Annotated in this window: 27 protein-coding genes, 2 pseudogenes and 1 riboswitch; of the genes and pseudogenes, 18 read left to right on the top strand and 11 right to left on the bottom strand. The window is 30.0% G+C overall.

Annotation, left to right across the window (positions count from 1 at the left end; all coding sequences use genetic code 11):
- The first annotated feature begins 154 nt into the window (after nucleotides 1-154).
- From CLFE_RS23270 to arsA, 8 genes are all read left to right on the top strand, one after another.
- Entirely contained in the window at nucleotides 155-592 is a 438-nt protein-coding gene (locus tag CLFE_RS23270; RefSeq protein ID WP_077893090.1) for a MarR family winged helix-turn-helix transcriptional regulator, read from the top strand.
- Nucleotides 593-609: 17 nt separating this feature from the next.
- On the top strand, nucleotides 610-1110 hold the full coding sequence (locus CLFE_RS23265) for a GNAT family N-acetyltransferase (protein WP_077893091.1): 501 nt from the start codon (nucleotides 610-612) through the stop codon (nucleotides 1108-1110).
- A gap of 29 nt (nucleotides 1111-1139) precedes the next feature.
- Nucleotides 1140-1571 carry a C-GCAxxG-C-C family protein gene (locus tag CLFE_RS23260; protein ID WP_077893092.1) on the top strand — a complete coding sequence of 144 codons (432 nt, stop codon included), beginning with the start codon at nucleotides 1140-1142 and terminating at the stop codon, nucleotides 1569-1571.
- 142 nt (nucleotides 1572-1713) lie between these two features.
- On the top strand, nucleotides 1714-2094 hold the full coding sequence (locus tag CLFE_RS23255; protein ID WP_242950790.1) for an ArsR/SmtB family transcription factor: 381 nt from the start codon (nucleotides 1714-1716) through the stop codon (nucleotides 2092-2094).
- 12 nt (nucleotides 2095-2106) lie between these two features.
- A complete protein-coding gene (gene arsB / locus CLFE_RS23250) occupies nucleotides 2107-3156 on the top strand; it encodes an ACR3 family arsenite efflux transporter (protein WP_077832583.1) in 1050 nt (349 codons plus the stop codon).
- Between the two features lie 2 nt (nucleotides 3157-3158).
- Nucleotides 3159-3569: an arsenate reductase ArsC gene (locus CLFE_RS23245; protein WP_077893093.1), complete on the top strand. Its 411-nt coding sequence runs from the start codon at nucleotides 3159-3161 to the stop codon at nucleotides 3567-3569.
- Nucleotides 3570-3581: 12 nt separating this feature from the next.
- Nucleotides 3582-3962, top strand: a complete 381-nt coding sequence (gene arsD / locus CLFE_RS23240) for an arsenite efflux transporter metallochaperone ArsD (RefSeq protein WP_077893094.1) — start codon at nucleotides 3582-3584, stop codon at nucleotides 3960-3962.
- A 14-nt stretch (nucleotides 3963-3976) separates the two neighbouring features.
- Complete coding sequence (gene arsA / locus CLFE_RS23235) at nucleotides 3977-5728, top strand: arsenical pump-driving ATPase (RefSeq protein WP_077893095.1); 1752 nt, start codon at nucleotides 3977-3979, stop codon at nucleotides 5726-5728.
- A 52-nt stretch (nucleotides 5729-5780) separates the two neighbouring features.
- Here the strand turns inward: arsA and CLFE_RS23230 are convergent, their stop codons facing one another.
- The 6 genes and pseudogenes from CLFE_RS23230 to CLFE_RS23205 form a co-directional block, all read right to left on the bottom strand.
- Nucleotides 5781-6224, bottom strand: a complete 444-nt coding sequence (locus CLFE_RS23230) for a GNAT family N-acetyltransferase (protein ID WP_077851090.1) — start codon at nucleotides 6222-6224, stop codon at nucleotides 5781-5783.
- A gap of 260 nt (nucleotides 6225-6484) precedes the next feature.
- Nucleotides 6485-7132 carry an ABC-2 transporter permease gene (locus tag CLFE_RS23225; RefSeq protein WP_077893096.1) on the bottom strand — a complete coding sequence of 216 codons (648 nt, stop codon included), beginning with the start codon at nucleotides 7130-7132 and terminating at the stop codon, nucleotides 6485-6487.
- Nucleotides 7132-7974, bottom strand: a complete 843-nt coding sequence (locus CLFE_RS23220; protein WP_077893097.1) for an ABC transporter ATP-binding protein — start codon at nucleotides 7972-7974, stop codon at nucleotides 7132-7134. Before CLFE_RS23220 ends, CLFE_RS23225 begins: the two co-directional genes overlap by 1 nt.
- Nucleotides 7971-8189 carry an AbrB/MazE/SpoVT family DNA-binding domain-containing protein gene (locus tag CLFE_RS23215; protein ID WP_077893098.1) on the bottom strand — a complete coding sequence of 73 codons (219 nt, stop codon included), beginning with the start codon at nucleotides 8187-8189 and terminating at the stop codon, nucleotides 7971-7973. Before CLFE_RS23215 ends, CLFE_RS23220 begins: the two co-directional genes overlap by 4 nt.
- A 181-nt stretch (nucleotides 8190-8370) precedes the next feature.
- Nucleotides 8371-8835, bottom strand: a complete 465-nt coding sequence (locus CLFE_RS23210) for a pyridoxamine 5'-phosphate oxidase family protein (RefSeq protein ID WP_077893099.1) — start codon at nucleotides 8833-8835, stop codon at nucleotides 8371-8373.
- Nucleotides 8836-8953: 118 nt separating this feature from the next.
- Nucleotides 8954-9820, bottom strand: a pseudogene (locus CLFE_RS23205) (HAD-IC family P-type ATPase); the annotation flags it as partial.
- Between the two features lie 307 nt (nucleotides 9821-10127).
- Here CLFE_RS23205 and CLFE_RS23200 point away from each other — a divergent pair.
- The 8 genes from CLFE_RS23200 to CLFE_RS23165 all read left to right on the top strand — a co-directional run bounded on the left by CLFE_RS23200 (nucleotide 10128) and on the right by CLFE_RS23165 (nucleotide 14554).
- Nucleotides 10128-10430, top strand: coding sequence for a hypothetical protein (locus CLFE_RS23200; protein ID WP_077893100.1), 303 nt, complete (start codon nucleotides 10128-10130; stop codon nucleotides 10428-10430).
- A 162-nt stretch (nucleotides 10431-10592) separates the two neighbouring features.
- Nucleotides 10593-10859: a hypothetical protein gene (locus CLFE_RS23195; protein WP_139356130.1), complete on the top strand. Its 267-nt coding sequence runs from the start codon at nucleotides 10593-10595 to the stop codon at nucleotides 10857-10859.
- A gap of 164 nt (nucleotides 10860-11023) precedes the next feature.
- A complete protein-coding gene (locus CLFE_RS23190; protein ID WP_077893102.1) occupies nucleotides 11024-11398 on the top strand; it encodes a hypothetical protein in 375 nt (124 codons plus the stop codon).
- A 107-nt stretch (nucleotides 11399-11505) separates the two neighbouring features.
- The gene (locus CLFE_RS23185) at nucleotides 11506-12237 is read left to right on the top strand and encodes a hypothetical protein (RefSeq protein ID WP_077893103.1); all 732 of its coding nucleotides are present in this window, start codon (nucleotides 11506-11508) and stop codon (nucleotides 12235-12237) included.
- A 398-nt stretch (nucleotides 12238-12635) separates the two neighbouring features.
- On the top strand, nucleotides 12636-12833 hold the full coding sequence (locus CLFE_RS23180) for a hypothetical protein (protein ID WP_139356132.1): 198 nt from the start codon (nucleotides 12636-12638) through the stop codon (nucleotides 12831-12833).
- Between the two features lie 39 nt (nucleotides 12834-12872).
- Nucleotides 12873-13022, top strand: coding sequence for a hypothetical protein (locus tag CLFE_RS23175; protein WP_250944834.1), 150 nt, complete (start codon nucleotides 12873-12875; stop codon nucleotides 13020-13022).
- Nucleotides 12992-13741: a hypothetical protein gene (locus CLFE_RS23170; protein WP_077893104.1), complete on the top strand. Its 750-nt coding sequence runs from the start codon at nucleotides 12992-12994 to the stop codon at nucleotides 13739-13741. Before CLFE_RS23175 ends, CLFE_RS23170 begins: the two co-directional genes overlap by 31 nt.
- A gap of 6 nt (nucleotides 13742-13747) precedes the next feature.
- Nucleotides 13748-14554, top strand: coding sequence for a Tn3 family transposase (locus CLFE_RS23165; protein WP_077893105.1), 807 nt, complete (start codon nucleotides 13748-13750; stop codon nucleotides 14552-14554).
- 98 nt (nucleotides 14555-14652) lie between these two features.
- Here the strand turns inward: CLFE_RS23165 and eamB are convergent, their stop codons facing one another.
- Together eamB and CLFE_RS23155 are read right to left on the bottom strand one after the other, a co-directional pair.
- Complete coding sequence (gene eamB, locus CLFE_RS23160; protein ID WP_077893106.1) at nucleotides 14653-15237, bottom strand: cysteine/O-acetylserine transporter; 585 nt, start codon at nucleotides 15235-15237, stop codon at nucleotides 14653-14655.
- A gap of 40 nt (nucleotides 15238-15277) precedes the next feature.
- Nucleotides 15278-16309 (bottom strand): epoxyqueuosine reductase, encoded by a 1032-nt coding sequence (locus CLFE_RS23155; protein WP_077893107.1) that lies wholly within the window; start codon nucleotides 16307-16309, stop codon nucleotides 15278-15280.
- Between the two features lie 124 nt (nucleotides 16310-16433).
- On the opposite strand from CLFE_RS23155, the gene CLFE_RS23150 reads away from it, so the two are divergent.
- Nucleotides 16434-17324 carry a LysR family transcriptional regulator gene (locus CLFE_RS23150; protein ID WP_077893108.1) on the top strand — a complete coding sequence of 297 codons (891 nt, stop codon included), beginning with the start codon at nucleotides 16434-16436 and terminating at the stop codon, nucleotides 17322-17324.
- A 147-nt stretch (nucleotides 17325-17471) separates the two neighbouring features.
- A pseudogene (locus CLFE_RS24410) lies at nucleotides 17472-17930 on the top strand (Tn3 family transposase); the annotation flags it as partial.
- Nucleotides 17931-17997: 67 nt separating this feature from the next.
- Here CLFE_RS24410 and CLFE_RS24515 read toward each other — a convergent pair.
- The 3 genes from CLFE_RS24515 to CLFE_RS23130 form a co-directional block, all read right to left on the bottom strand.
- Nucleotides 17998-18153 carry a cation-transporting P-type ATPase gene (locus tag CLFE_RS24515; protein ID WP_077893111.1) on the bottom strand — a complete coding sequence of 52 codons (156 nt, stop codon included), beginning with the start codon at nucleotides 18151-18153 and terminating at the stop codon, nucleotides 17998-18000.
- 185 nt (nucleotides 18154-18338) lie between these two features.
- Nucleotides 18339-18526: riboswitch (M-box (ykoK) riboswitch) on the bottom strand.
- Between the two features lie 148 nt (nucleotides 18527-18674).
- The gene (locus tag CLFE_RS23135) at nucleotides 18675-19088 is read right to left on the bottom strand and encodes a GNAT family N-acetyltransferase (RefSeq protein WP_077893112.1); all 414 of its coding nucleotides are present in this window, start codon (nucleotides 19086-19088) and stop codon (nucleotides 18675-18677) included.
- A gap of 18 nt (nucleotides 19089-19106) precedes the next feature.
- Entirely contained in the window at nucleotides 19107-19481 is a 375-nt protein-coding gene (locus CLFE_RS23130) for a winged helix-turn-helix transcriptional regulator (RefSeq protein WP_077893113.1), read from the bottom strand.
- Nucleotides 19482-19486 lie beyond the last annotated feature (5 nt).

Below are 19486 nucleotides of genomic sequence, written 5' to 3'. Positions count from 1 at the left end.
AACAATACCTTGATACTTAGTCAATATATTGTCTTTATTTTAAAATGGAATAAATTTAAAAATCATGTTATTTATAAGAGTTTAATTACAGAAGAATCACAAAATAGTTGTAAGTGACAACTGTTTTGTGATACAATTAATCACAGGTGATTTTATGAAAAAAGAAAAAAGCAATCAATTGAGGGAACTAATTAGAATATTAATAAGAGATCTTGGTGTTTTGGAAAAGTCTGATTCAAGCTGCTCAGGGGTTACTATATCACAATGTCATGCTATTGTAGAGATTGGCAGAAATGAAGAACTATCCCTAAATGAACTTGCTAGGATTTTAAATTTAGATAAGAGTACAATGAGCAGAACCATAAATAAATTAGTCAAAGAAGAACTGGTAATTAGAGAAGCTCATCCTGAGGATAGGCGATACATAGTCATAAGACTTACTGACAAAGGTAGTGATTTATTTAAAAACATAGAAAAAAACATGACTAACTACTATGAAGATATATTTACAGCTATTGAAGAAAGCAAAAGAGAACAAATATTAGATAGTTTAAAGATACTTATTGAAGCATTACATAAAAATAAGTGTTGAAAGAAGGAGTGATTAAAATGGATTATAATATTAGGGAAATGAAAGCTGAAGATTGGGAGGCTGTTGCTAAAATATATGCTGAAGGAATTGATACAGGAAAAGCTACCTTTCAATCAGAGCTTCCAAACTTCGAAGAATGGGACAAGGGACATATGAAGAACTGTAGAATAGTAGCTTGTGATGGAGAAAATATATTAGGATGGGCGGCACTTAGTCCTACTTCTAGCAGATGTGTTTACAAAGGTGTTGCGGAAGTTAGCATATACATAGGAGAAGCTTATAGGGGGAAGGGAGTAGGAAAAAATATATTAAACACTTTAGTAAAATTATCAGAAGAAAATGGACTTTGGACTTTACAATCAGGGATCATAAAAGAAAATACTTCAAGTATAGCACTTCATAGACGCTGTGGTTTTAGGAACATAGGAATAAGAGAGAAGATTGCAAAAATGCCTAATGGTACATGGCATGATACAATTTTAATGGAGTACAGAAGTGATATTAATGGGATAGACTAAATATCATTTAAAGATGGGTGGTGGTTATTATGGGAAAAGCAGAAAATGCTATTGTTGAGTTTAAAAGAGGTTTGTATTGTTCGCAATGTGTTTTAGCAGCTTTCAGTGATGAGTTAGGTCTAAGTAAGGAATTAGCATTAAAAATTTCTTCTGGCTTTGGTGGTGGAATGTGTGAAGGCGATATTTGTGGAGCAGTAACTGGAGCAGTAATGGCTTTAGGACTTAAGTACGGAAACAGTGTGGCAGATAATAAAGAGGCAAAAGAAAAAGTGTATGAAGTTACAAGAACATTTTGTAAAGAATTTAAGAAAATTAATGGTTCCATAATATGTAGAGAACTGCTTGGTATTGATCTTACTCAGCAAGAAAATAAGGCTATAGCAAGAGAAAAAGGATTATTTAAGGAAAAATGTCCTAAGTATGTTGGAGATTCAGTTAATATATTGGAGAAGTTTTTATAATGAAAATAATATTAAAAAGATGTAAGCTTCTAGTTTACATCTTTTGTTTTAAAAAATTATAAGGTTTTATTAGAAATACTTGCAAAGATGGTTCGGATGTCATATGATTATAATTGAATATGTTCATATAAGGAGTGATACTTTGGAATTAATACAAGTGATGAAAGCATTATCAGATGAAACACGCATGAGAATATTAAACTTACTTCAAAAGGGTGAGATGTGTGTATGTGAATTAGAAGTTGTGCTTAATATAAGTCAATCTAACGCTTCACGCCATTTAACAAAGCTTACAACTGCTAAAATTGTTGATTTTCATAAGGTAAATAAATATGTATATTACAAAATAAATAAAGATATTATAGATTTATTTCCATTTGTAGATGAAATCATAAAAAAACATGCAGTTAATTTAGAGCAGTGTAAAAAAGATTTACAAAGACTAGAAAAATACAAAGAAAGCGGGCTTGGTTGTGATGACTTAAAGGAAGGAAAGGTATGCTTTAATAATTCTAAAGACTAGGAGGAAACTAAAATGAGTAAAACATCAAAATTATTTTGGCTAGATCGTTATTTAACAATATGGATTTTTTTGAGCATGGCAGTTGGAATACTTTTAGGTTGGGCTGTGCCTGGGGTAGCTACTACTTTATCTAAATTATCTGTAGGAGCAACCTCTATACCTATGGCCATAGGGCTTATAGTTATGCTGTATCCACCACTGGCAAAGGTCAATTATAAAGAAATTCATAAGGTTTTTAAAAATCCTAAAATTTTAGGCTTGTCCCTTCTACAAAATTGGATTATAGGTCCAATCTTAATGTTTATAATAGCAATTGTTTTCTTAAAATCATATCCTGCCTTTATGACAGGTCTTATACTAATAGGTCTTGCAAGATGTATTGCTATGGTTATTGTATGGAACAGTTTAGCTGATGGAGATACAGAATATGCAGCTGCACTTGTGGCCTTTAACTCGATTTTTCAGATTATTTTTTATTCAGTATACTGCTATATATTTATAACTGTACTTCCAACAATATTTGGATTAACCGGATATAAAGTTGATATTTCTATGGGTAAGGTAGCTAGTTCCGTGGCAATATATCTTGGAATTCCATTTTTATTAGGACTGCTTACAAGGTTAATTTTGGAGCCTAAGATGGGAACGGAATGGTATACTAAAAAATTTGTACCTAAAATAAGTCCTCTTGCACTTATTGCCTTACTTTTTACTATAGTAATTATGTTTACTTATAAAGGTAAATATATAGTAGAGCTTCCTATGGATGTTATAAGAATTGCAGTTCCACTTTTAGTGTATTTTATAATAATGTTTTCTGTATCTTTTTTTATAAGCTACAAAAGCAAAGTAGATTACAAAAGAACAGTAACCTTGTCCTTTACTGCTGCTAGCAATAACTTTGAGCTTGCAATAGCTGTTGCAGTTGCAGTATTTGGAATAGAATCAAAGGAAGCTTTTACAGCAGTTATAGGTCCACTGGTTGAAGTACCGGTTATGATAGCACTTGTAAATGTAGCTCTTAAACTTCAGAAAAAATATTTTAGTAGTGGAGGGAAGTAACTATGAAACCTAAGGTAGCATTTATATGTGTTCACAATTCTTGCAGGTCCCAAATGGCAGAAGCTTTAGCTAAATTATTTGCAGCCGACACCTTTGAGGCGTATTCTGCGGGAACTGAATTAAAGGATACAATAAACCAGGATGCAGTAAGAATTATAAAGGATTTGTATGGAGTTGATATGAATAAGGAGCATAAATCAAAGCTTATAAAAGATATTCCAGAGGTTCAAATAGCAATAAAAATGGGTTGTAACGTAGTTTGTCCTTTTTTGCCAGCAAAGCATATAGAAGACTGGGGGTTAGAGGATCCTACAGGGAAAGATGACCAGGAATTTATAAAAACAGCAAAAACTATCGAGGAAAAGGTTAAAGCTTTGGCTAAAAGAATAAAAAATAATGAAATTAAATTATAGGAGGAAATTAAAATGAGTAAAATAGAAATTTTTGATCCAGCTATGTGTTGTTCAACAGGAGTTTGCGGACCAAGTATAAATAAAGAACTTTTGAGGGTTGCAACAGTTATAAATAACATGATTAAAAAAGGTTTTAATATAACAAGACATAATCTTTCAAGTGAACCGCAGGCTTTTATAGATAATAAGAAAATCAATGAGTATCTAAACTCAGAAGGCGCTGAGGTGCTTCCAATAACACTTGTTGATGGTGAGGTTAAAAAGCTTAAAGAGTATCCAACCAATGAGGAATTTGCTAATTGGTTAGGAGTAGCAAAGGAAGATTTATCCCATATAACTATAAAGAAACCTGGAAAAGGTTGTGGCACCAGTGGTAAAAAAGGCAGCTGCTAGAAAGAAGGCTTACAATGAATAAAATATTTAATTTAAAGGATATAAATCTAACAAAATATTTATTTTTTACTGGAAAAGGTGGAGTTGGAAAGACTTCAACCGCAGCAGCAACGGCAGTTACTCTTGCAGATAACGGAAAAAAGGTACTTCTAATCAGTACTGATCCTGCTTCTAATCTTCAAGATATATTTAATACTTCTCTTAGTAATAAGGGTACTTCTATAAATAATGTTCCTGGACTTGTGGTAATAAATCTTAATCCAGAACAAGCGGCTAAAGATTATAGAGAAGCTGTTTTAGCGCCCTACATTGGAAAGCTTCCTGAAGCTGTAATAAATAATATGTCAGAACAGCTTTCAGGTTCATGTACTGTTGAAATAGCAGCTTTTAATGAATTTTCAACCTTTATAACAGATGAAGCTATAAAAGAAAGCTATGACCATATTATATTTGATACAGCGCCTACAGGACATACTTTAAGGATGCTTCAATTACCTTCAGCCTGGAGTAATTTCATAAGTGAGAGTAATCATGGTGCCTCATGTTTAGGCCCATTGGCAGGCTTAGAAGATAAAAAAGAAATGTATAAAAATGCCGTTGAAGCTTTATCAGATTCTAGAACTACAACTTTAATATTAGTTGCAAAGCCAGAATATTCACCACTTAAAGAAGCTGAAAGGGCCTCCCTTGAATTAAAGAGCATAGGAATTAACAATCAAATATTAGTTATTAACGGAATTCTTTATAAAAATAACGATGAGGATGAAATATCAAATAGTTTATATGAAAAACAGCAAGAGGCTCTTAAGTATATTCCTGAAGATTTAAGAAAACTTGAAGTCTATAATATACCTTTAAGATCCTATAACGTTACAGGTATAGAGAATATAAGGTTACTCTTAAAAAAAGATTTTAAAGAACACAATGACATGAGTCTTAAGGTAAAAGATTTAAAGAGAGTTAAGGATCTTATTGATGATTTGTATTTAAGTAAAAAGAAAGTGATTTTTACTATGGGAAAGGGTGGTGTTGGCAAAACTACTTTAGCTGCAGCTATAGCACTAGGGCTTTCAGAAAAGGGAGCTAAGGTTCATTTGGCTACAACTGATCCAGCAGCTCATTTAAGGTTTGTTATTAGTGAAGAAAACAATATAACCTTAAGTAGAATAGACGAAAAAAGAGAACTAGAAAAATATAAGGAAGAAGTACTAGAAAAAGCTAGAGAAGCTATGGAAGAAAGCGATATAGCTTATATAGAAGAAGATTTACGTTCGCCATGCACGCAAGAAATTGCAGTGTTTAGAGCCTTTGCAGATATAGTAGCTAGAGCAGAAGATGAGGTAGTAGTTATAGATACTGCACCTACGGGACATACCTTACTACTTTTAGATTCAACTGAAAGCTATAATAGGGAAATTTCAAGGTCTGAAGGAGACATTCCTAAATCAGTTATTAAACTTCTTCCAAGACTAAAGAATGAAAATGAAACAGAGGTTATAATAGTAACTCTTCCAGAAGCAACTCCTGTATATGAAGCTGAAAGACTTAGGAAGGATTTAAAAAGGGCTGGAATTAATAATAAATGGTGGATAGTTAATTCAAGTTTACTTTCAACAAATACCAAGAGTGATTTTCTAAGGACAAAAGCTAAAAGCGAAATTCAATGGATAAATAAAGTGAATAAAATTTCTTCTGGCAATTTTGTTGTCACTGCCTGGTACAGTGGTGAACTTAAAGGAGATAATCTTAAAAGGTTGATACAGTAAAAAAAATGCTAGCCACTATAGAGCATATAAAATTTAATATAGTGGCTAGCATTTACTTTTTGTATAACATGTCTATATGGGGAATATCATCTTCTGGATACTTCTCTGAAACCGCTTTAAAGCCAAGGCTACTATAAAAATCAAGTAAATATGCTTGTGCTTGAATTTTTATAGTGTCCTCCATTAAATCTAGTTCTATAAACTCAATAGCTTTTAATAGCATTTCTTTTGCAATTCCTTTACCACGATACTCTTTTTTTACAGCTACTCTTCCTATTGATATTTCATCGTAGGAAATTCCCTTTTCTAAAATTCTTAAGTATGCAATTATTTCTCCATTTTCTTCATAAAATAAATGATATGACTTTAAATCTTTATTATCACAATCAAGATATGAACATTTCTGTTCTACAATGAATATCTTATTTCTTAAGGCTAGGATTTTGTATAATTCCTCCACGCTTAATTGATTAAATTTTTTAATTCTCAAATTCATAAATAACCTCCAGCTAAATAAAATATTAGATTTTAATATTATAAATGAATTTCTTAATGAATACAAAAGCACTGAAGGGTATTTCTGTCCTAATGGAATATCCTTCAGTGCTTTTGTACATTCTTATCCCAAGACAAGCTTTTATTATTTATTATTCAAATTTTTTAATGCAGAAGCTGTTGTATTTATAAGGTTATTTAATTCATTGTCAGTAGATTGTACATTACCAAGTTCAAGTATAATACTTTTATTGGATAAATCTATAAATCCAATGCATCAAAGGATCTAACTGATTTTTTGTAGCTCATAAAGGTTAGTAAGGTATAAATTATTATCCCAATAATCAATACAATTAATTTATAATTCAAATATTGCGGATCTTTTGTATCAAGATAATCTCGTACAAATGGAATTACGTGGGTGCAGGCTTCTGCGATTATAATGTAGGCGAAAATAGCGGTACTTCCCTTAAGAAAAGCCTTTCCTACATTATTTACATTTCTATAATAAGTAATAAAGAAAATATAATTAAATAATCCAAATAGTATAAAGGAAAGTCCAAACAAGGCAATATTGGCATCCATACCAACCTGATTGCCTGGAAGTGGCATGCTTTGGCGAATTATTGCAAAAGGTACTGCTATAATAAGTTGTGCTAACTCAAGAAGAATAACAAAAGCAAATCTTGAGGTAACGATTGATTTTTTAGTAATAGGAAGGGTTAAGCTATAAAAAACATCATTATTCTCTCTACCATTTAGGCAGGTAAAAAATATAGCTAGACTTGTATAAAAAAAAGTTACATAGTAAGGATAATTAGGGATGATTAACATTAATGAGAAGGATAGAAATATAACAGCCGTAGGGTGCATAGAAAGAAATATTTCTTTTTTCAAAAGATTTTTCATCATTTTTCCTCCTTTTCGATATGAACCATAATTGTTTCTAAATCAGCATTTGTACAATTGATACCTGTATAAGAAGCGTCAATTGATTTTATAAGGGCTGTAAAACCAGTCTTGCTCTTTTTACAGCCTATTAATTTTGATTTCAAATTCTCAGTTAATTGATTTTCTGTAAGCTGAAGAACCTTATAGTTATTTACAAAGGATTGGATATTTGAATCAGCTAAAATACTACCGTTTTTTATATAAATAATGTTATCCGCACATTTATCTAAATCCGAAGTGATGTGGGTTGAAAATAGAATTGTAATTCCTTTATCACAAAGTTCCATTAATACATCCAGTAAATCATCTCTTGAAACCGGATCAAGTCCACTTGTAGGTTCGTCTAAGATAAGCAGTTCTGCATTATGAGATAGGGCAAGGGTTAAAGCATATTTTACCTTCATACCAGCTGATAGTTCAGAAGGTGTTTTATTTTCATCTAACTTAAACATATTCATATATTTTACATATGCTGACTCATCCCATCTAGCATAAAAGGCCTTAGTAATATCAGTAATTGTTTTGATTTTCTTTTTTGAGTAATAGTCGATTCCACCTGAAACAAAACCTACACGTTGTTTTACTTCAAATTCACTTTTAGCAAAATTTCTATTAAAAAATAAAATTTCACCACTGTTAGGATGAACAAAATTAAATAGTGCTTTTAAGGTTGTAGATTTACCAGCACCATTTCTGCCTATGAAGCCTGTTATTTTTCCTTTTTCAAGGGAGAAAGATATATTTTTTAATTCAAAGGTAGGATACTTTTTACAAAGATTTTTTACTTCAAGCACACTCATTTTTCGTTATCCTCGCTTTCACCAAAAATAGTATCAGCCAATTTAGTGAACATTTCTTTTGGTGGAATGGCTATACCATTATTTTTATCAGCAAGAACTATAAGTGTGTCACCTGGTTTTATGCCAAAAATATCTCTAGCTTCCTTTGGTATAACAAACTGTCCTTTTTCACCGATCTTTACGGTCCATGCATATTTATCCTTTGGCTGTTTCATTTTATTTCCTTCTTTCTATAATATCTAGTACAATATATTTAACAAGCTAATTTGTATGAAAAGTATGATTTGTATAACTAAAGTATACTACTTATTTTAAATAAATCAATATTTAAGTAAAAAAATTCAAAATAATATTAAATAAAAAGAGACGCATCGTTAAGATGCGTCTCTAACAATATTAACTTCTTTTTTTACCAGAAATATGATTAATGTCTATTTTAAATACTTTAGTTCTCTGGCCAGCTTTTTCAATATATATTTTCCCTTTTTCTATGTATTCTTTTGAGTACTTTTTTAGAATCTCTAATAGTACTGAAGTTTTTTCATCATCAAAAATTTCTTTTGCTTTTCCCAATATAATTACACTCTCATAATTTGTAGTAAATTCATCTGGTACTACAGAGGTTTCACCAACTACACAAAAGGATACTTTATCGCTGATTTTTATATTGTCTAATTTATGACCGTCTAAAGCTGAGTGAAAATATATTGAATCATTCATATAGATATAACTCAAGGGTACACCATAAGGATAACCATTTTCACTTATAGTTGATAAAATACCATACTCATTGTTTTTTAAAATTTCAATAATATCATCATTTCTTAACTCTCTGTCTTTTCTTCTCATTTCTCTAAACAAAATAATCACCGCCCCAAAGATAAATTTATTTTTTAATAATCAACAAGTTTGTTACATTACAATATAGATTTAACCAAATTGTAAAGAAGATATTTCTATAATTGTATCATAATTATCATCATTCGGCGTACTTTCTTATGTACCAGCTCTTTATCGCCTGAGTTAAAATTATATAGAATAATAATGTAATTACTAATAAAGGATAGTATAATAATGGTAGTTTAACAAAACCAAAGGCAGACCCAAGTGGAGAGTTAACTAAGAGTGTTCCAAACCCAACAATTATAACAGAAGTTATCATAAGAGGCTTACTTGCTGTACTTTGTATAAAAGGTATTTTATTTGTTCGTATTACATGAATTATAACGGTTTGCGTAAATAGCGATTCTAAAAACCACCCGGTCTGAAATAATGCTGAATTACTCCAGGCGTGGAATATAAATAACATAATAAAATAAGTAGTGTAATCAAATATTGAACTAATTGGTCCTATACATATAATAAATTTTTTTATTTCCTTAAGTGACCACTTTCTTGGTTTTTCAATCCATTTCTCATCAACTGAGTCTGTAGGTATTGTGGTTTGTGATATATCATAAAGTAAGTTATTTGTAAGCAATTGTATTGGAAGCATAGGTAAAAATGGTACAAATATACTTGCTCCAATCACACTAAACATATTTCCGAAGTTTGAACTTGCAGTCATTTTAATATATTTTATAATGTTTCCAAATACTCTTCTTCCCTCAAGAACACCTTCTTCAAGGACTAAAAGGCTGTTTTCAAGAAGAATTACATCCGAAGTTTCTTTTGCGATATCTACTGCTGTATCAACAGAAATACCAACATCTGCTGCTTTTAAAGCAGGTGCATCATTAATTCCATCACCCATGAAGCCTACTACATGATTTTTACTTTGTAAAGCTTTTATAATTCTTTCCTTATGAAGTGGAGAAAGCTTAGCAAATACCGTTGTACTTTCTGCCGCAGCTCTAGAAGAGTTAGATGCAGACATTCCAAAAATCAAGCAATCTTTTAATGGCTATGTTGATACAGCAATGAATATGATGTCTGCTAAGGAAATGGCTAATATATATTATTTGGATTATATAAGAGAGGTTTTAAATAATAAAAAATAGTATTATACTGGACTTCTTTGTGAAATGGCTGGTATTAAAAATATAACCAATATTGAAAATATATGAAGAGCTCTTAACATGGTTCTTTTTTATATTCAAAAAGGAGTTTACCTTTTATTACAGAATATTGTATTGAAGGGCGAGTGATAGTACATGAATAAAGATGAAATACTCTTTTTGATGAAGTTTGGCAAAAAGGATAATCTTGAGAAATTACAGAAGGGTAATTTTTATACTAAAAATTTAAAATATTATATAGAATGTGAAAGGCAAGGTGGACAGGGAGATGAAAATGAGGCAGCATTAATATTAAACAAAACCAAAATAGAAGCAAGAAATCCTGATACCAATGAAATAATTTTTGTAAGTGATTCCAGTAAAGTAACTTTCACAAAAGATAATGATAAATATGTTCCAGTATTTTGTATGGGATATAGTGATAGTAGTGATTTGTAAAACATCAGAGAAGAAAATGGAATTATAACAGCACAGCTTAAATTTTCAAAAGACAAAGGGAACTATTTAAAAAAGGAATTTGGAGAGTATGTTTTAATTATATCCCCAGTTGATTTTGGTAATAGAATAATAAACAAGCTAAATGATAAAACAAAAATTGTAATGAGAAAAGTCAAATATGAAGATTTATCTATTAATGATGAAGAAAGAATGAAAAATTTTGCTAATGATACTGATGATAGGTTCTTTGTAAAAGATAATTTATTTGAGACTCAAAAGGAATATAGAATTGCTTTTATAGATCTACAAGTTAATGATAGTTTTGAAAATAATATAGGTAGCATACAAGAATTTTCACATTTATTAATTGTTGATGATTTAGTAAATAGCGGTATTGGAATAAAATATGAGTCTATAAAATCAGAGTAGATTAATAATAATTTCAAACTATTTAAAGTTTACAGAGAAGTGGTAAGAAGAATATAGTGAGTTCCACACAATGAGAAGTGTGTGGAACTTATAAAAAACTTAATCTACGTTGAAGGAAATTATCTTTCATTATAGAATTATTGTATTGAAAGGTGAGTGATAATATGGATTGGAAAGAAGAATATGCTTTAAAAAAGAGAACTGTTAAATTTGATTTTTTAGAGATAGAGAAATATATCAAAGAAGAAATAGATGATATAAATAAACTAATTAAATCGTATATCAATAAAGAAGGTACCTTTTATTATAGTGCTAGGAGTATAAAATCAGACGATCAAACTATCGATATTAAGTATAAAGAAGATAGTTATATATCATTTGAACAAAGTGAAAAACAATTTTGTATTTACTTAGACGGATACAAATATGCTACATCACGAAGCATAAACAATGTAAAGCAAACCGGAAATGATTATTATTATATAAATAGGCAACTTATTGACAATATATTCAAATATTTTCTTTATGATGAAAAATAGTTATAATAATGCAATACCAAGAACTCTTAACAGGGTTCTTTTTTATATTCAAAAAAGGATTTTACCTTTTATTACAGAATATTGTATTGAAAGGCGAGTGATAGTACATGAAGAAGGATGAAATACTCTTTTTGATGAAATTTGGTAAAAAAGATAATCTTGAGAAATTACAGAAGGGTAATTTTTATACTAAAAATTTAAAATATTATATAGAATGTGAAAGGCAAGGTGGACAGGGCGATGAAAATGAGGCGGCATTAATATTAAACAAAACCAAAATAGAAGCAAGAAATCCTGATACCAATGAAATAATTTTTGTAAGTGATTCAAGTAAAGTAACTTTTAGAAAAGATAATGATAAATATGTTCCAGTATTTTGTATGAGGTATAGCGATAGTACTGATTTGCAAAATATCAGGGAAGAAAATGGAATTATAACAGCACAGCTTAAATTTTCAAAAGACAAAGGAGACTATTTAAAAAAGGAATTTGGAGAGTATGTTTTAATTATATCTCCAGTTGATTTTTGGAATAGAATAATAGAGAAGATGCAGGAGCAAACAAAAATTGTAATGAGAAAAGTTAAATATGAAGATTTATCTATTAATGACGCAGAAAGAATGAAAAATTTTGCTAATGATACTGACGATAGATTTTTTGTAAAAGATAATTTATTTGAGACTCAAAAAGAATATAGAATTGCTTTTACAGATATACAAGTTAATGATAGTTTTGAAAAAAATATAGGCAGTATACAGCAATTTACACATTTATTAAACGTTGATGATTTAGTAAATAAAGGTATGGGAATAAAATATAAGTCTATAAAAGCAGATTAGATTAATAAGAAATATTAAAATAGAAAATTTATTTGTGCATGTACAGCTTATGGATCAGTTGTAAGAAGAACAAAGTGAGTTTAACATAATAGAAATTGTGTGGAATTGAACGCAAAACTATAAAGCCTTAAAAATCAAGGCTTCAATACGGTTAACATATAGTTCTGAGTAGTTTATTTGAAAATAGGTTACACATATTGATGATATAAATTAGTATGTGTAATTACTGTAATAATATATTTAAAGTTTATGATAATTTTTTAAGCCTCCTAAAATCAATTTTAAGGGGAGGGTTTCTTTTTTGTATAAACTTATCAACATAATAGTAAATGCTATTATGAGGTCAGAATGAGGTAATGCAGCTACTACATCATAAAAATAATGTATATAGAAATTAAATGATAATAATTGCAGAAATACTATATGGGGTACCGCCAACATTGTCGGAAATGTTGGCGGTACCCCTATTTGTACAATCAACTACAGCTGTAGATGACTTAGTAAAAATGTTTATTAAAAAAATGATGAATATTAATAGAAAAGCTAAACAAGAACTTGAAAAATCCCAACTTGAAAGTATAAAAAAGTCAGACTAGTTAATATCTAAACTCAAGGATATTGTTATAGCTTATAAGATGAATAAAAATCCTAATCAAAGATTAGCTGCTATTGACACAATAATAGGTGCTGATGCTGAAAATGTTTTAAATAATTGTGAAACACAGCAACATTATCAAATAATAATTTTCCTTTTATGTGGAGGTTTTATAAATCTCATAGGCTAGCTTTTATTAACATACTAAAGACAATAAAAATTTATTCGACTACTCAAAATACATCTTTAGAGAAGTCAATTAATTTTATTGTAAATAATAAAATCACAAATAAAGATTTCATAGATACAATAAAGATTATAAATAAAGATAAGGAAACTGAACAACGTATAGAGCTTTTAGATATTACATGGATACCCGATTCATGGTGGAAGTTTGTTACCAGACAAAATAAAAAATCATCTTGTATAGAAAAGATTAATAGAAGACATTTTGAATTATGTTTATTTTCTCAAATTATGATTGACTTAAAGTCTGGAGATTTATATGTGGAAGGAAGTAGTAATTTCTCTGATTATCGTAATCAGTTAATTAGCTGGGAAGAATATAATAATTCTATTGACTTGTATAGTGAACAAGTTGGACTTCCTTTAAAAAGTGATGAATTTATAAACCATACAAAAAATTGGTTGCAATCTGAAATTAATGAAACAGATAAATCCTTTCCAACGAATCAATACCTCGAAATTAAAAATGGAGAGCCAATTTTACATAAATTAAAGAAGAAAAAAGAACCAAGTAAATTGAAATTTTTAGAAACATATATTGCTGATCACTTAGCCTCTAAAAATATATTAGATATGCTTGCTGACACAGAATATTGGTTGAATTGGACTAGATTTTTTAGGTCTGCTTCAGGATGTGAATGGAAATTAGAAAATGCTATTTAAAGGTATTTGACTACAACCTTTTGCTATGGATGCAACCTAGGACCAACTCAAACTGCAAGTTCTCTTGACAACTTAAATCGTAAACAAGTAGCGTGGATTAATCAAAGACATATTGATGAAGATAAACTAAATTCAGCTATTAAATCAGTTGTAAATTCATATAATTGGTTTACACTTCCTAAGTATTGGGGAACTGGCAATAGAGTTGCTGCTGATGGCACAAAGTGGGATATATATGAAGAAAATCTTTTATCTGAGTATCATATCCGATATGGTGGTTATGGTGGAATTGGCTATTATCATGTTTCAGATACATATATAACATTATTTGGTCATTTTATTCCATGTGGTGTATGGGAAGCAGTATACATACTTGATGGCCTTTTAAAAAATGAATCAGATATTAGACCTGACACTATTCATGCTGATACCCAAGGTCAAAATTCTCCTGTATTTGCATTTTCATATCTTCTTGGTATTAATCTTATGCCTCGTATTAGAAATTGGAAGGATTTAAAATTTTACAACCCAGATTCAACTAAAATTTATAAACATATAAATGATTTGTTTTCTGATACTATAAATTGGGAACTTATAAAAACATTTTTACCTGATATGCTAAGAGTTATTCTTTCAATAAAAGCTGGTAAAATCACCGCATCTGCAATTTTACGTAGACTTAGTAATTACGGGTACAGCCGACATACATGTAAAAACCGGCCACATGATGGATATTACTTCCATAGTTTGACCGGTTCTTGTTTTGTTAATCATTCAGTATATGTAAATCAGGGTTGCTGCTACGTGATATAAGAAAAATGTGCATTAAATCACTCATACATTATACTTATTTTATTCATTCAGACAAATTAGAATTTGTCTTTTTAACATTATAACATAAATTTTAAATCTTATATTATTAAGGTAATTGCAGAATAAACTAAAAGCAATGCCATTATTATATTAATACTATTGCTATAATTTTTAAATACTCTCTGAAATACTGAACCAAAGATAGCCCAAATAAACGTTCCAACACATCCGATTGATGTGATTATTAATGTAAACCCTCCCATTGAAAAGGGAGAACTGTAATAAGGTGTAATAAATGTAGAAATAGCTGTTATACCGTATAAAATAATTTTCACATTTAAAAATTGTAGAAAAAAACCTGTCAAAAAACTGTTTGCTTTTTCTTCATTTTCAGCACCTTCTTGCGGTTTGCTTTTTAGAATATTCCATGCTAGCCATAAAATATATGCTGCGCCCACATATTTCATAGCAGGTCTTATTGTTGGAATTATATTAACAAGCATTACACTAAAAAGACTGCACAATGTCATTACGGAAAGAAAACCAAAAAAGATGCCTTGAATTAATCTCATACTTCTTTTTAATCCATACTTACTGGTATTTGACATTGCTAAAATATTATTTGGACCTGGTGTAATTGCAGTTAAAAGTGTATAAGTCATAAATGCCACTAAATTGTTCATAGAAATCTTTCTCCTAAAATATATATTAAAAGCAAAATATCTATAGCAGATTCAGCTTTTGAATTGCCCACTCTGCCATTTTTCTTACCTTTGCATTACTATCGTTACAAGCGTCCAAAATATATTCTCTATACTGTTGCTTATAATCATTTACCATTGCGTTAATTGCATTAGTTTTCCATTTCCAAACATCTGTCTTTTGAATATACCAAAACTTATGTTGCATTACATTCTCTAAAAATGTGTAGTCCATTTTCAGTATTTTTTCTAATGATATTTGTTCACCTAATTCTCGCAAAAAAGGAAACTGTTCTGTTTCTTTCCAACGATTTTTATTCATAGGACAAACATCTTGGCAAACATCGCACCCATAAACCCAATCTCCTATTTGCTCCTTGTATTTTTCATTAGGCATATCCCATCCTTCCCATGTAGTAAGACAGGATATACAAGATGAGCGATTCATAGTATAAGGCTCAGATAAAGAAGATGTTGGACATGATTTAATGCATATATTACAGTATTCAGAACATTTCTTCAGTGTTGGTATTTCGATTGATTCTAACTCCTTGTCAATTAACCATGCTTCTAAATATACCCATGAACCCGATTCCGTATAAAAAAAATTATTTTTACGCACTAATCCAATTCCAGCTTTCAATGCTGCAAATCGTAATGCAGTAATACCAAATTTCCTGTCAGTAGCAGTTTTTATTCCTATATCTTGCATATGTTTTTCAAATTTCAAACTATCTTGAAAACTTTCAGAATTCTCGTCTGTTCTACTATCTACCAAATAGTATTTAGCTATCATGCCTTTTAAGTGTTCAGGAATATAGTATTTTCCATATTGCCTTGCACAAATAACGATTGATTTTGCCCATGGATAAGTATCTTCTGGGTGAGCAAAAGAATAAAAATCTTCATAATATGGCTTTACTTCTGGAATGCGCTCAATTCGTTCATTAAGTTTTTCCTCATAACCTAACATATCAGATATCTTAATAATACCGCACTTTTCATAGCCCATATGAAGTGCTGCACTTTTTATTTGTTCTGCTAATGAATTCATTTCTTCAACACTCCTTTCACTTATACTATCAAAGAACTATATATTTGTAAAATTGATATATCCGAATTGACAATTCGATTTTTTTAATATATCATAACTTAATATGAAGATTGGAGTGAAATTAATGGATATTAGGCATTTTAAAACCTTTAAAAGTATTATAGAAGAAGGTAGTTTTTCAAATGCAGCAATGAAATTAGGATATACTCAATCCACAGTCACCTCACAAATTCAACAATTAGAACAAGAACTCTCAATCAAGCTATTTGAAAAAATTGGTCGCAACATGGTCTTAACAACTTCAGGTAAAGAATTAATACCTTATGCAAACGAATTACTTGATACAGTAAAAAAAATTGAGAGTATTGGTAAATTTGGCGATAAGATTACAGGAGAATTGAAAATTGCAGTTGCAGAATCACTGATGTCTTATAAATTACAAAATGTGTTGAGCTTGTTTAAAGAAAAAGCTCCTAATGTAAAACTTTCTATCATTTCACTCAATTGCCTTGACATAAAAAATATCTTATCGAAGGGTGAAGCAGACCTCGGTTTAATGTACGATGTGGGAAGTAAAAATGATAGTTTGATTACTGTTAAACTAGCTGATTTCACTTTAACTTTAATATGTTCACCTCGATTAGAACAAAATAAATTTGATTTTTGCACACCAAATCAAGAAATAAATACAAGTCTTATTATTAATGAGGATGAATCCATTAATCGAAAAATACTTGAAAATTATTTTCGTGTTAACAATATACTCTTAGATAACACAATTGAACTTTGGAGCATTGAAGCAATAAAAAAATGTGTTGCAAGTAATTTAGGAATTTCTTTCTTGCCTCGTTTTACAGTAGAAGAAGAACTGAAAAATGGGAAATTAAAAGAACTTGAGGCAGGTTGCTCTGATACCAAAATCACAGCAATATACGCTTATCATAAGAACAAGTGGATTAGTCCTGCAATGTCATTATTTATACAGATACTGAGGGAGAATTTTGAAAGCAAATAGATTCAAAGTTATTAATAAATAATCTTTACTTCGCATTTTCTCACAGATACGACTTACTGATTAGCAATATTATACCATTAAATACTGTTTTTATAAACTTATAAACTCTACAAAAACAAGGTTTATATGAAAACTGTCACAATGAAGTATAGTCATAAAAACAAGCTCTATCAAGCATTTAGAGAACTAGGCAGAGTAATTCGAACCATTTTTCTTTTGGAATATATTTCCGATATTGAAATGCGTCAACAGATTACATCAACCACGAATAAAATGGAATAATATAATGGGTTTTCTAAATATTTCTCATTCGGTGGTGAAGTCATTATTTCCGAAAATGATCCTGATGAACAAGAAAAAAGAATTAAATATAATAATCTTGTATCCAATGCAGTAATACTTCAAAATGTTGTGGACATGACGTATATATTAAAAGAACTATCAGCTAATGGAGTAGAGTTTACCAAGTCAGATGTAGCAGCGCTTAGTCCATATCTTACTAGACACATAAAACGATTTGGTGATTATGTGATTGACTTGAAAAATATACCAAAGGAAATAGATATGACTATTTCCATACCTATGAAACAAGAAAAGGTCATATAATGGATATTACTTCCATCATGTGGCCGGTTTTTACATGTATGTCGGCTGTACCCGTAGGAGGTCTTTTTTACACGAATCGTTGCCGTACCCCATTTAAACCGTATTTTTGTAATCTAGTTACAGCTTCTTCTTCACTTATTCCGTTTAATGAGGTATTGAATTTTTTGAAAATTAATTCGATATAGGGTGAATTAATATTACTAATAAGGTTTTTTAGTTCCATAACAATGGCCTCCCTTAGTCATTGTTATTTAAAGGGTAGTTACCTTTAATAACAATTAACATTTTATTTTTAGATATATTATTTTCAGGATCATCGTCCATAGGTAACCACCTCCTATTTTTAAAATAAAAAAATCCCTCCATCACAAAGAATGAAGAGATTTATGCTCGACACAAAAAAACATCTATTTTCTCCATTCGTTTAGTTTTAGCACTACACAGCTTTGAACATAGCCATTCATAAAAATATGAAGGCCGTCAGCTACATTAAATAAAGCCTTAATTCGGCAGTACTTGCTGACCCATTGGCGTCTCTCGACATTTTTGGGCAGTAGCGTATATCTATGTAGTAACCTCACCTAACAAAGAGTATTAAATTTTTAAACTTGCTTTATTATAATATACGTAAATATGTATTAATGTCAACCTTTTTTGAATTTAGCAAATAAAAATACTATGTAGAATCACGTCATATTTTACAAACTGTTGCAATAATATCATATAATTAGCAATTTAAATTACTTAGTATTTATCATTAAAATTGCAAAGCTGCATTGCCACTCCATCTGTCATAATTTTAAAGCCAAATTTCTCATAGAAAGCTGCATTTTTACTTTCTTCTGGCATAATTTCAATATATAAATAATTCTTATATTTTTCTTTAATCATTTCAATCATTGTTCCAGCAATTCTTTGACCTTGATAAGCTGGATTCACTAAAACGTAATGCATATATGCTACCATTTCACTATCATCTAACACACGCACAAGCCCTACTAGTTTATTTTCATCCCAAGCGGTTAAAACCGTAGAAGAATTCTTTAATGCTTTATACAACCTACTGGGATATTGACCAGATACCCAGCCAACAGATAAAAATAATTGCTGTACCTCATCTTGTGTGAACTTTTTTTCATAAGTGTAGTTAATCATTATTATAAATACCTCCCTTGATTATTTATAGTCACATTTTTTACATTGTGCCATTGTATGTTCATTATCTTCTTTATGATAAGCCCCAGACCAGCTGCAAATACTCTGTAAAATAGGAATTACAGAAATACCTTTATCCGTAAGGCAGTACTCTACACGTGGTGGAATCTCATCAAAAGACTTTCTATTAACAATGTCATCTGCAATTAATTCCTTAAGAGTAGATGCCAAAACAGCATCTGTTATGTTTGTCATTTCTTTTCTGATTTCACTATATCGTAAAGTACCTTTTTCAGATAAAACACATATAATTCGAGATTTCCACTTTCCACCGAAAATTTCAAGTCCGTATTCAAGAGGACAACGAATATCCGATGCTATTTTATGTTGATACATTAAAT

The organism is Clostridium felsineum DSM 794, assembly GCF_002006355.2.
Classification (GTDB): domain Bacteria; phylum Bacillota; class Clostridia; order Clostridiales; family Clostridiaceae; genus Clostridium_S; species Clostridium_S felsineum.
This window is presented reverse-complemented; position numbering and strand designations above follow the sequence as displayed.

Coding starts and splice junctions, on each gene's coding strand:
- CLFE_RS23225 (WP_077893096.1), bottom strand. CDS start 7,132: ATGAAAAATCTTTTGAAAAAAGAAATATTTCTTTCTATGCACCCTACG.
- CLFE_RS23180 (WP_139356132.1), top strand. CDS start 12,636: ATGATAATAATTGCAGAAATACTATATGGGGTACCGCCAACATTGTCG.
- eamB (WP_077893106.1), bottom strand. CDS start 15,237: ATGAACAATTTAGTGGCATTTATGACTTATACACTTTTAACTGCAATT.
- CLFE_RS23260 (WP_077893092.1), top strand. CDS start 1,140: ATGGGAAAAGCAGAAAATGCTATTGTTGAGTTTAAAAGAGGTTTGTAT.
- arsB (WP_077832583.1), top strand. CDS start 2,107: ATGAGTAAAACATCAAAATTATTTTGGCTAGATCGTTATTTAACAATA.
- arsA (WP_077893095.1), top strand. CDS start 3,977: ATGAATAAAATATTTAATTTAAAGGATATAAATCTAACAAAATATTTA.
- CLFE_RS23215 (WP_077893098.1), bottom strand. CDS start 8,189: ATGAAACAGCCAAAGGATAAATATGCATGGACCGTAAAGATCGGTGAA.
- CLFE_RS23170 (WP_077893104.1), top strand. CDS start 12,992: ATGTGGAGGTTTTATAAATCTCATAGGCTAGCTTTTATTAACATACTA.
- arsD (WP_077893094.1), top strand. CDS start 3,582: ATGAGTAAAATAGAAATTTTTGATCCAGCTATGTGTTGTTCAACAGGA.
- CLFE_RS24515 (WP_077893111.1), bottom strand. CDS start 18,153: ATGGAACTAAAAAACCTTATTAGTAATATTAATTCACCCTATATCGAA.
- CLFE_RS23200 (WP_077893100.1), top strand. CDS start 10,128: ATGAATAAAGATGAAATACTCTTTTTGATGAAGTTTGGCAAAAAGGAT.
- CLFE_RS23270 (WP_077893090.1), top strand. CDS start 155: ATGAAAAAAGAAAAAAGCAATCAATTGAGGGAACTAATTAGAATATTA.
- CLFE_RS23150 (WP_077893108.1), top strand. CDS start 16,434: ATGGATATTAGGCATTTTAAAACCTTTAAAAGTATTATAGAAGAAGGT.
- CLFE_RS23190 (WP_077893102.1), top strand. CDS start 11,024: ATGGATTGGAAAGAAGAATATGCTTTAAAAAAGAGAACTGTTAAATTT.
- CLFE_RS23220 (WP_077893097.1), bottom strand. CDS start 7,974: ATGAGTGTGCTTGAAGTAAAAAATCTTTGTAAAAAGTATCCTACCTTT.
- CLFE_RS23130 (WP_077893113.1), bottom strand. CDS start 19,481: ATGTATCAACATAAAATAGCATCGGATATTCGTTGTCCTCTTGAATAC.
- CLFE_RS23175 (WP_250944834.1), top strand. CDS start 12,873: ATGAATAAAAATCCTAATCAAAGATTAGCTGCTATTGACACAATAATA.
- CLFE_RS23245 (WP_077893093.1), top strand. CDS start 3,159: ATGAAACCTAAGGTAGCATTTATATGTGTTCACAATTCTTGCAGGTCC.
- CLFE_RS23185 (WP_077893103.1), top strand. CDS start 11,506: ATGAAGAAGGATGAAATACTCTTTTTGATGAAATTTGGTAAAAAAGAT.
- CLFE_RS23195 (WP_139356130.1), top strand. CDS start 10,593: ATGAGAAAAGTCAAATATGAAGATTTATCTATTAATGATGAAGAAAGA.
- CLFE_RS23155 (WP_077893107.1), bottom strand. CDS start 16,309: ATGAATTCATTAGCAGAACAAATAAAAAGTGCAGCACTTCATATGGGC.
- CLFE_RS23265 (WP_077893091.1), top strand. CDS start 610: ATGGATTATAATATTAGGGAAATGAAAGCTGAAGATTGGGAGGCTGTT.
- CLFE_RS23230 (WP_077851090.1), bottom strand. CDS start 6,224: ATGAATTTGAGAATTAAAAAATTTAATCAATTAAGCGTGGAGGAATTA.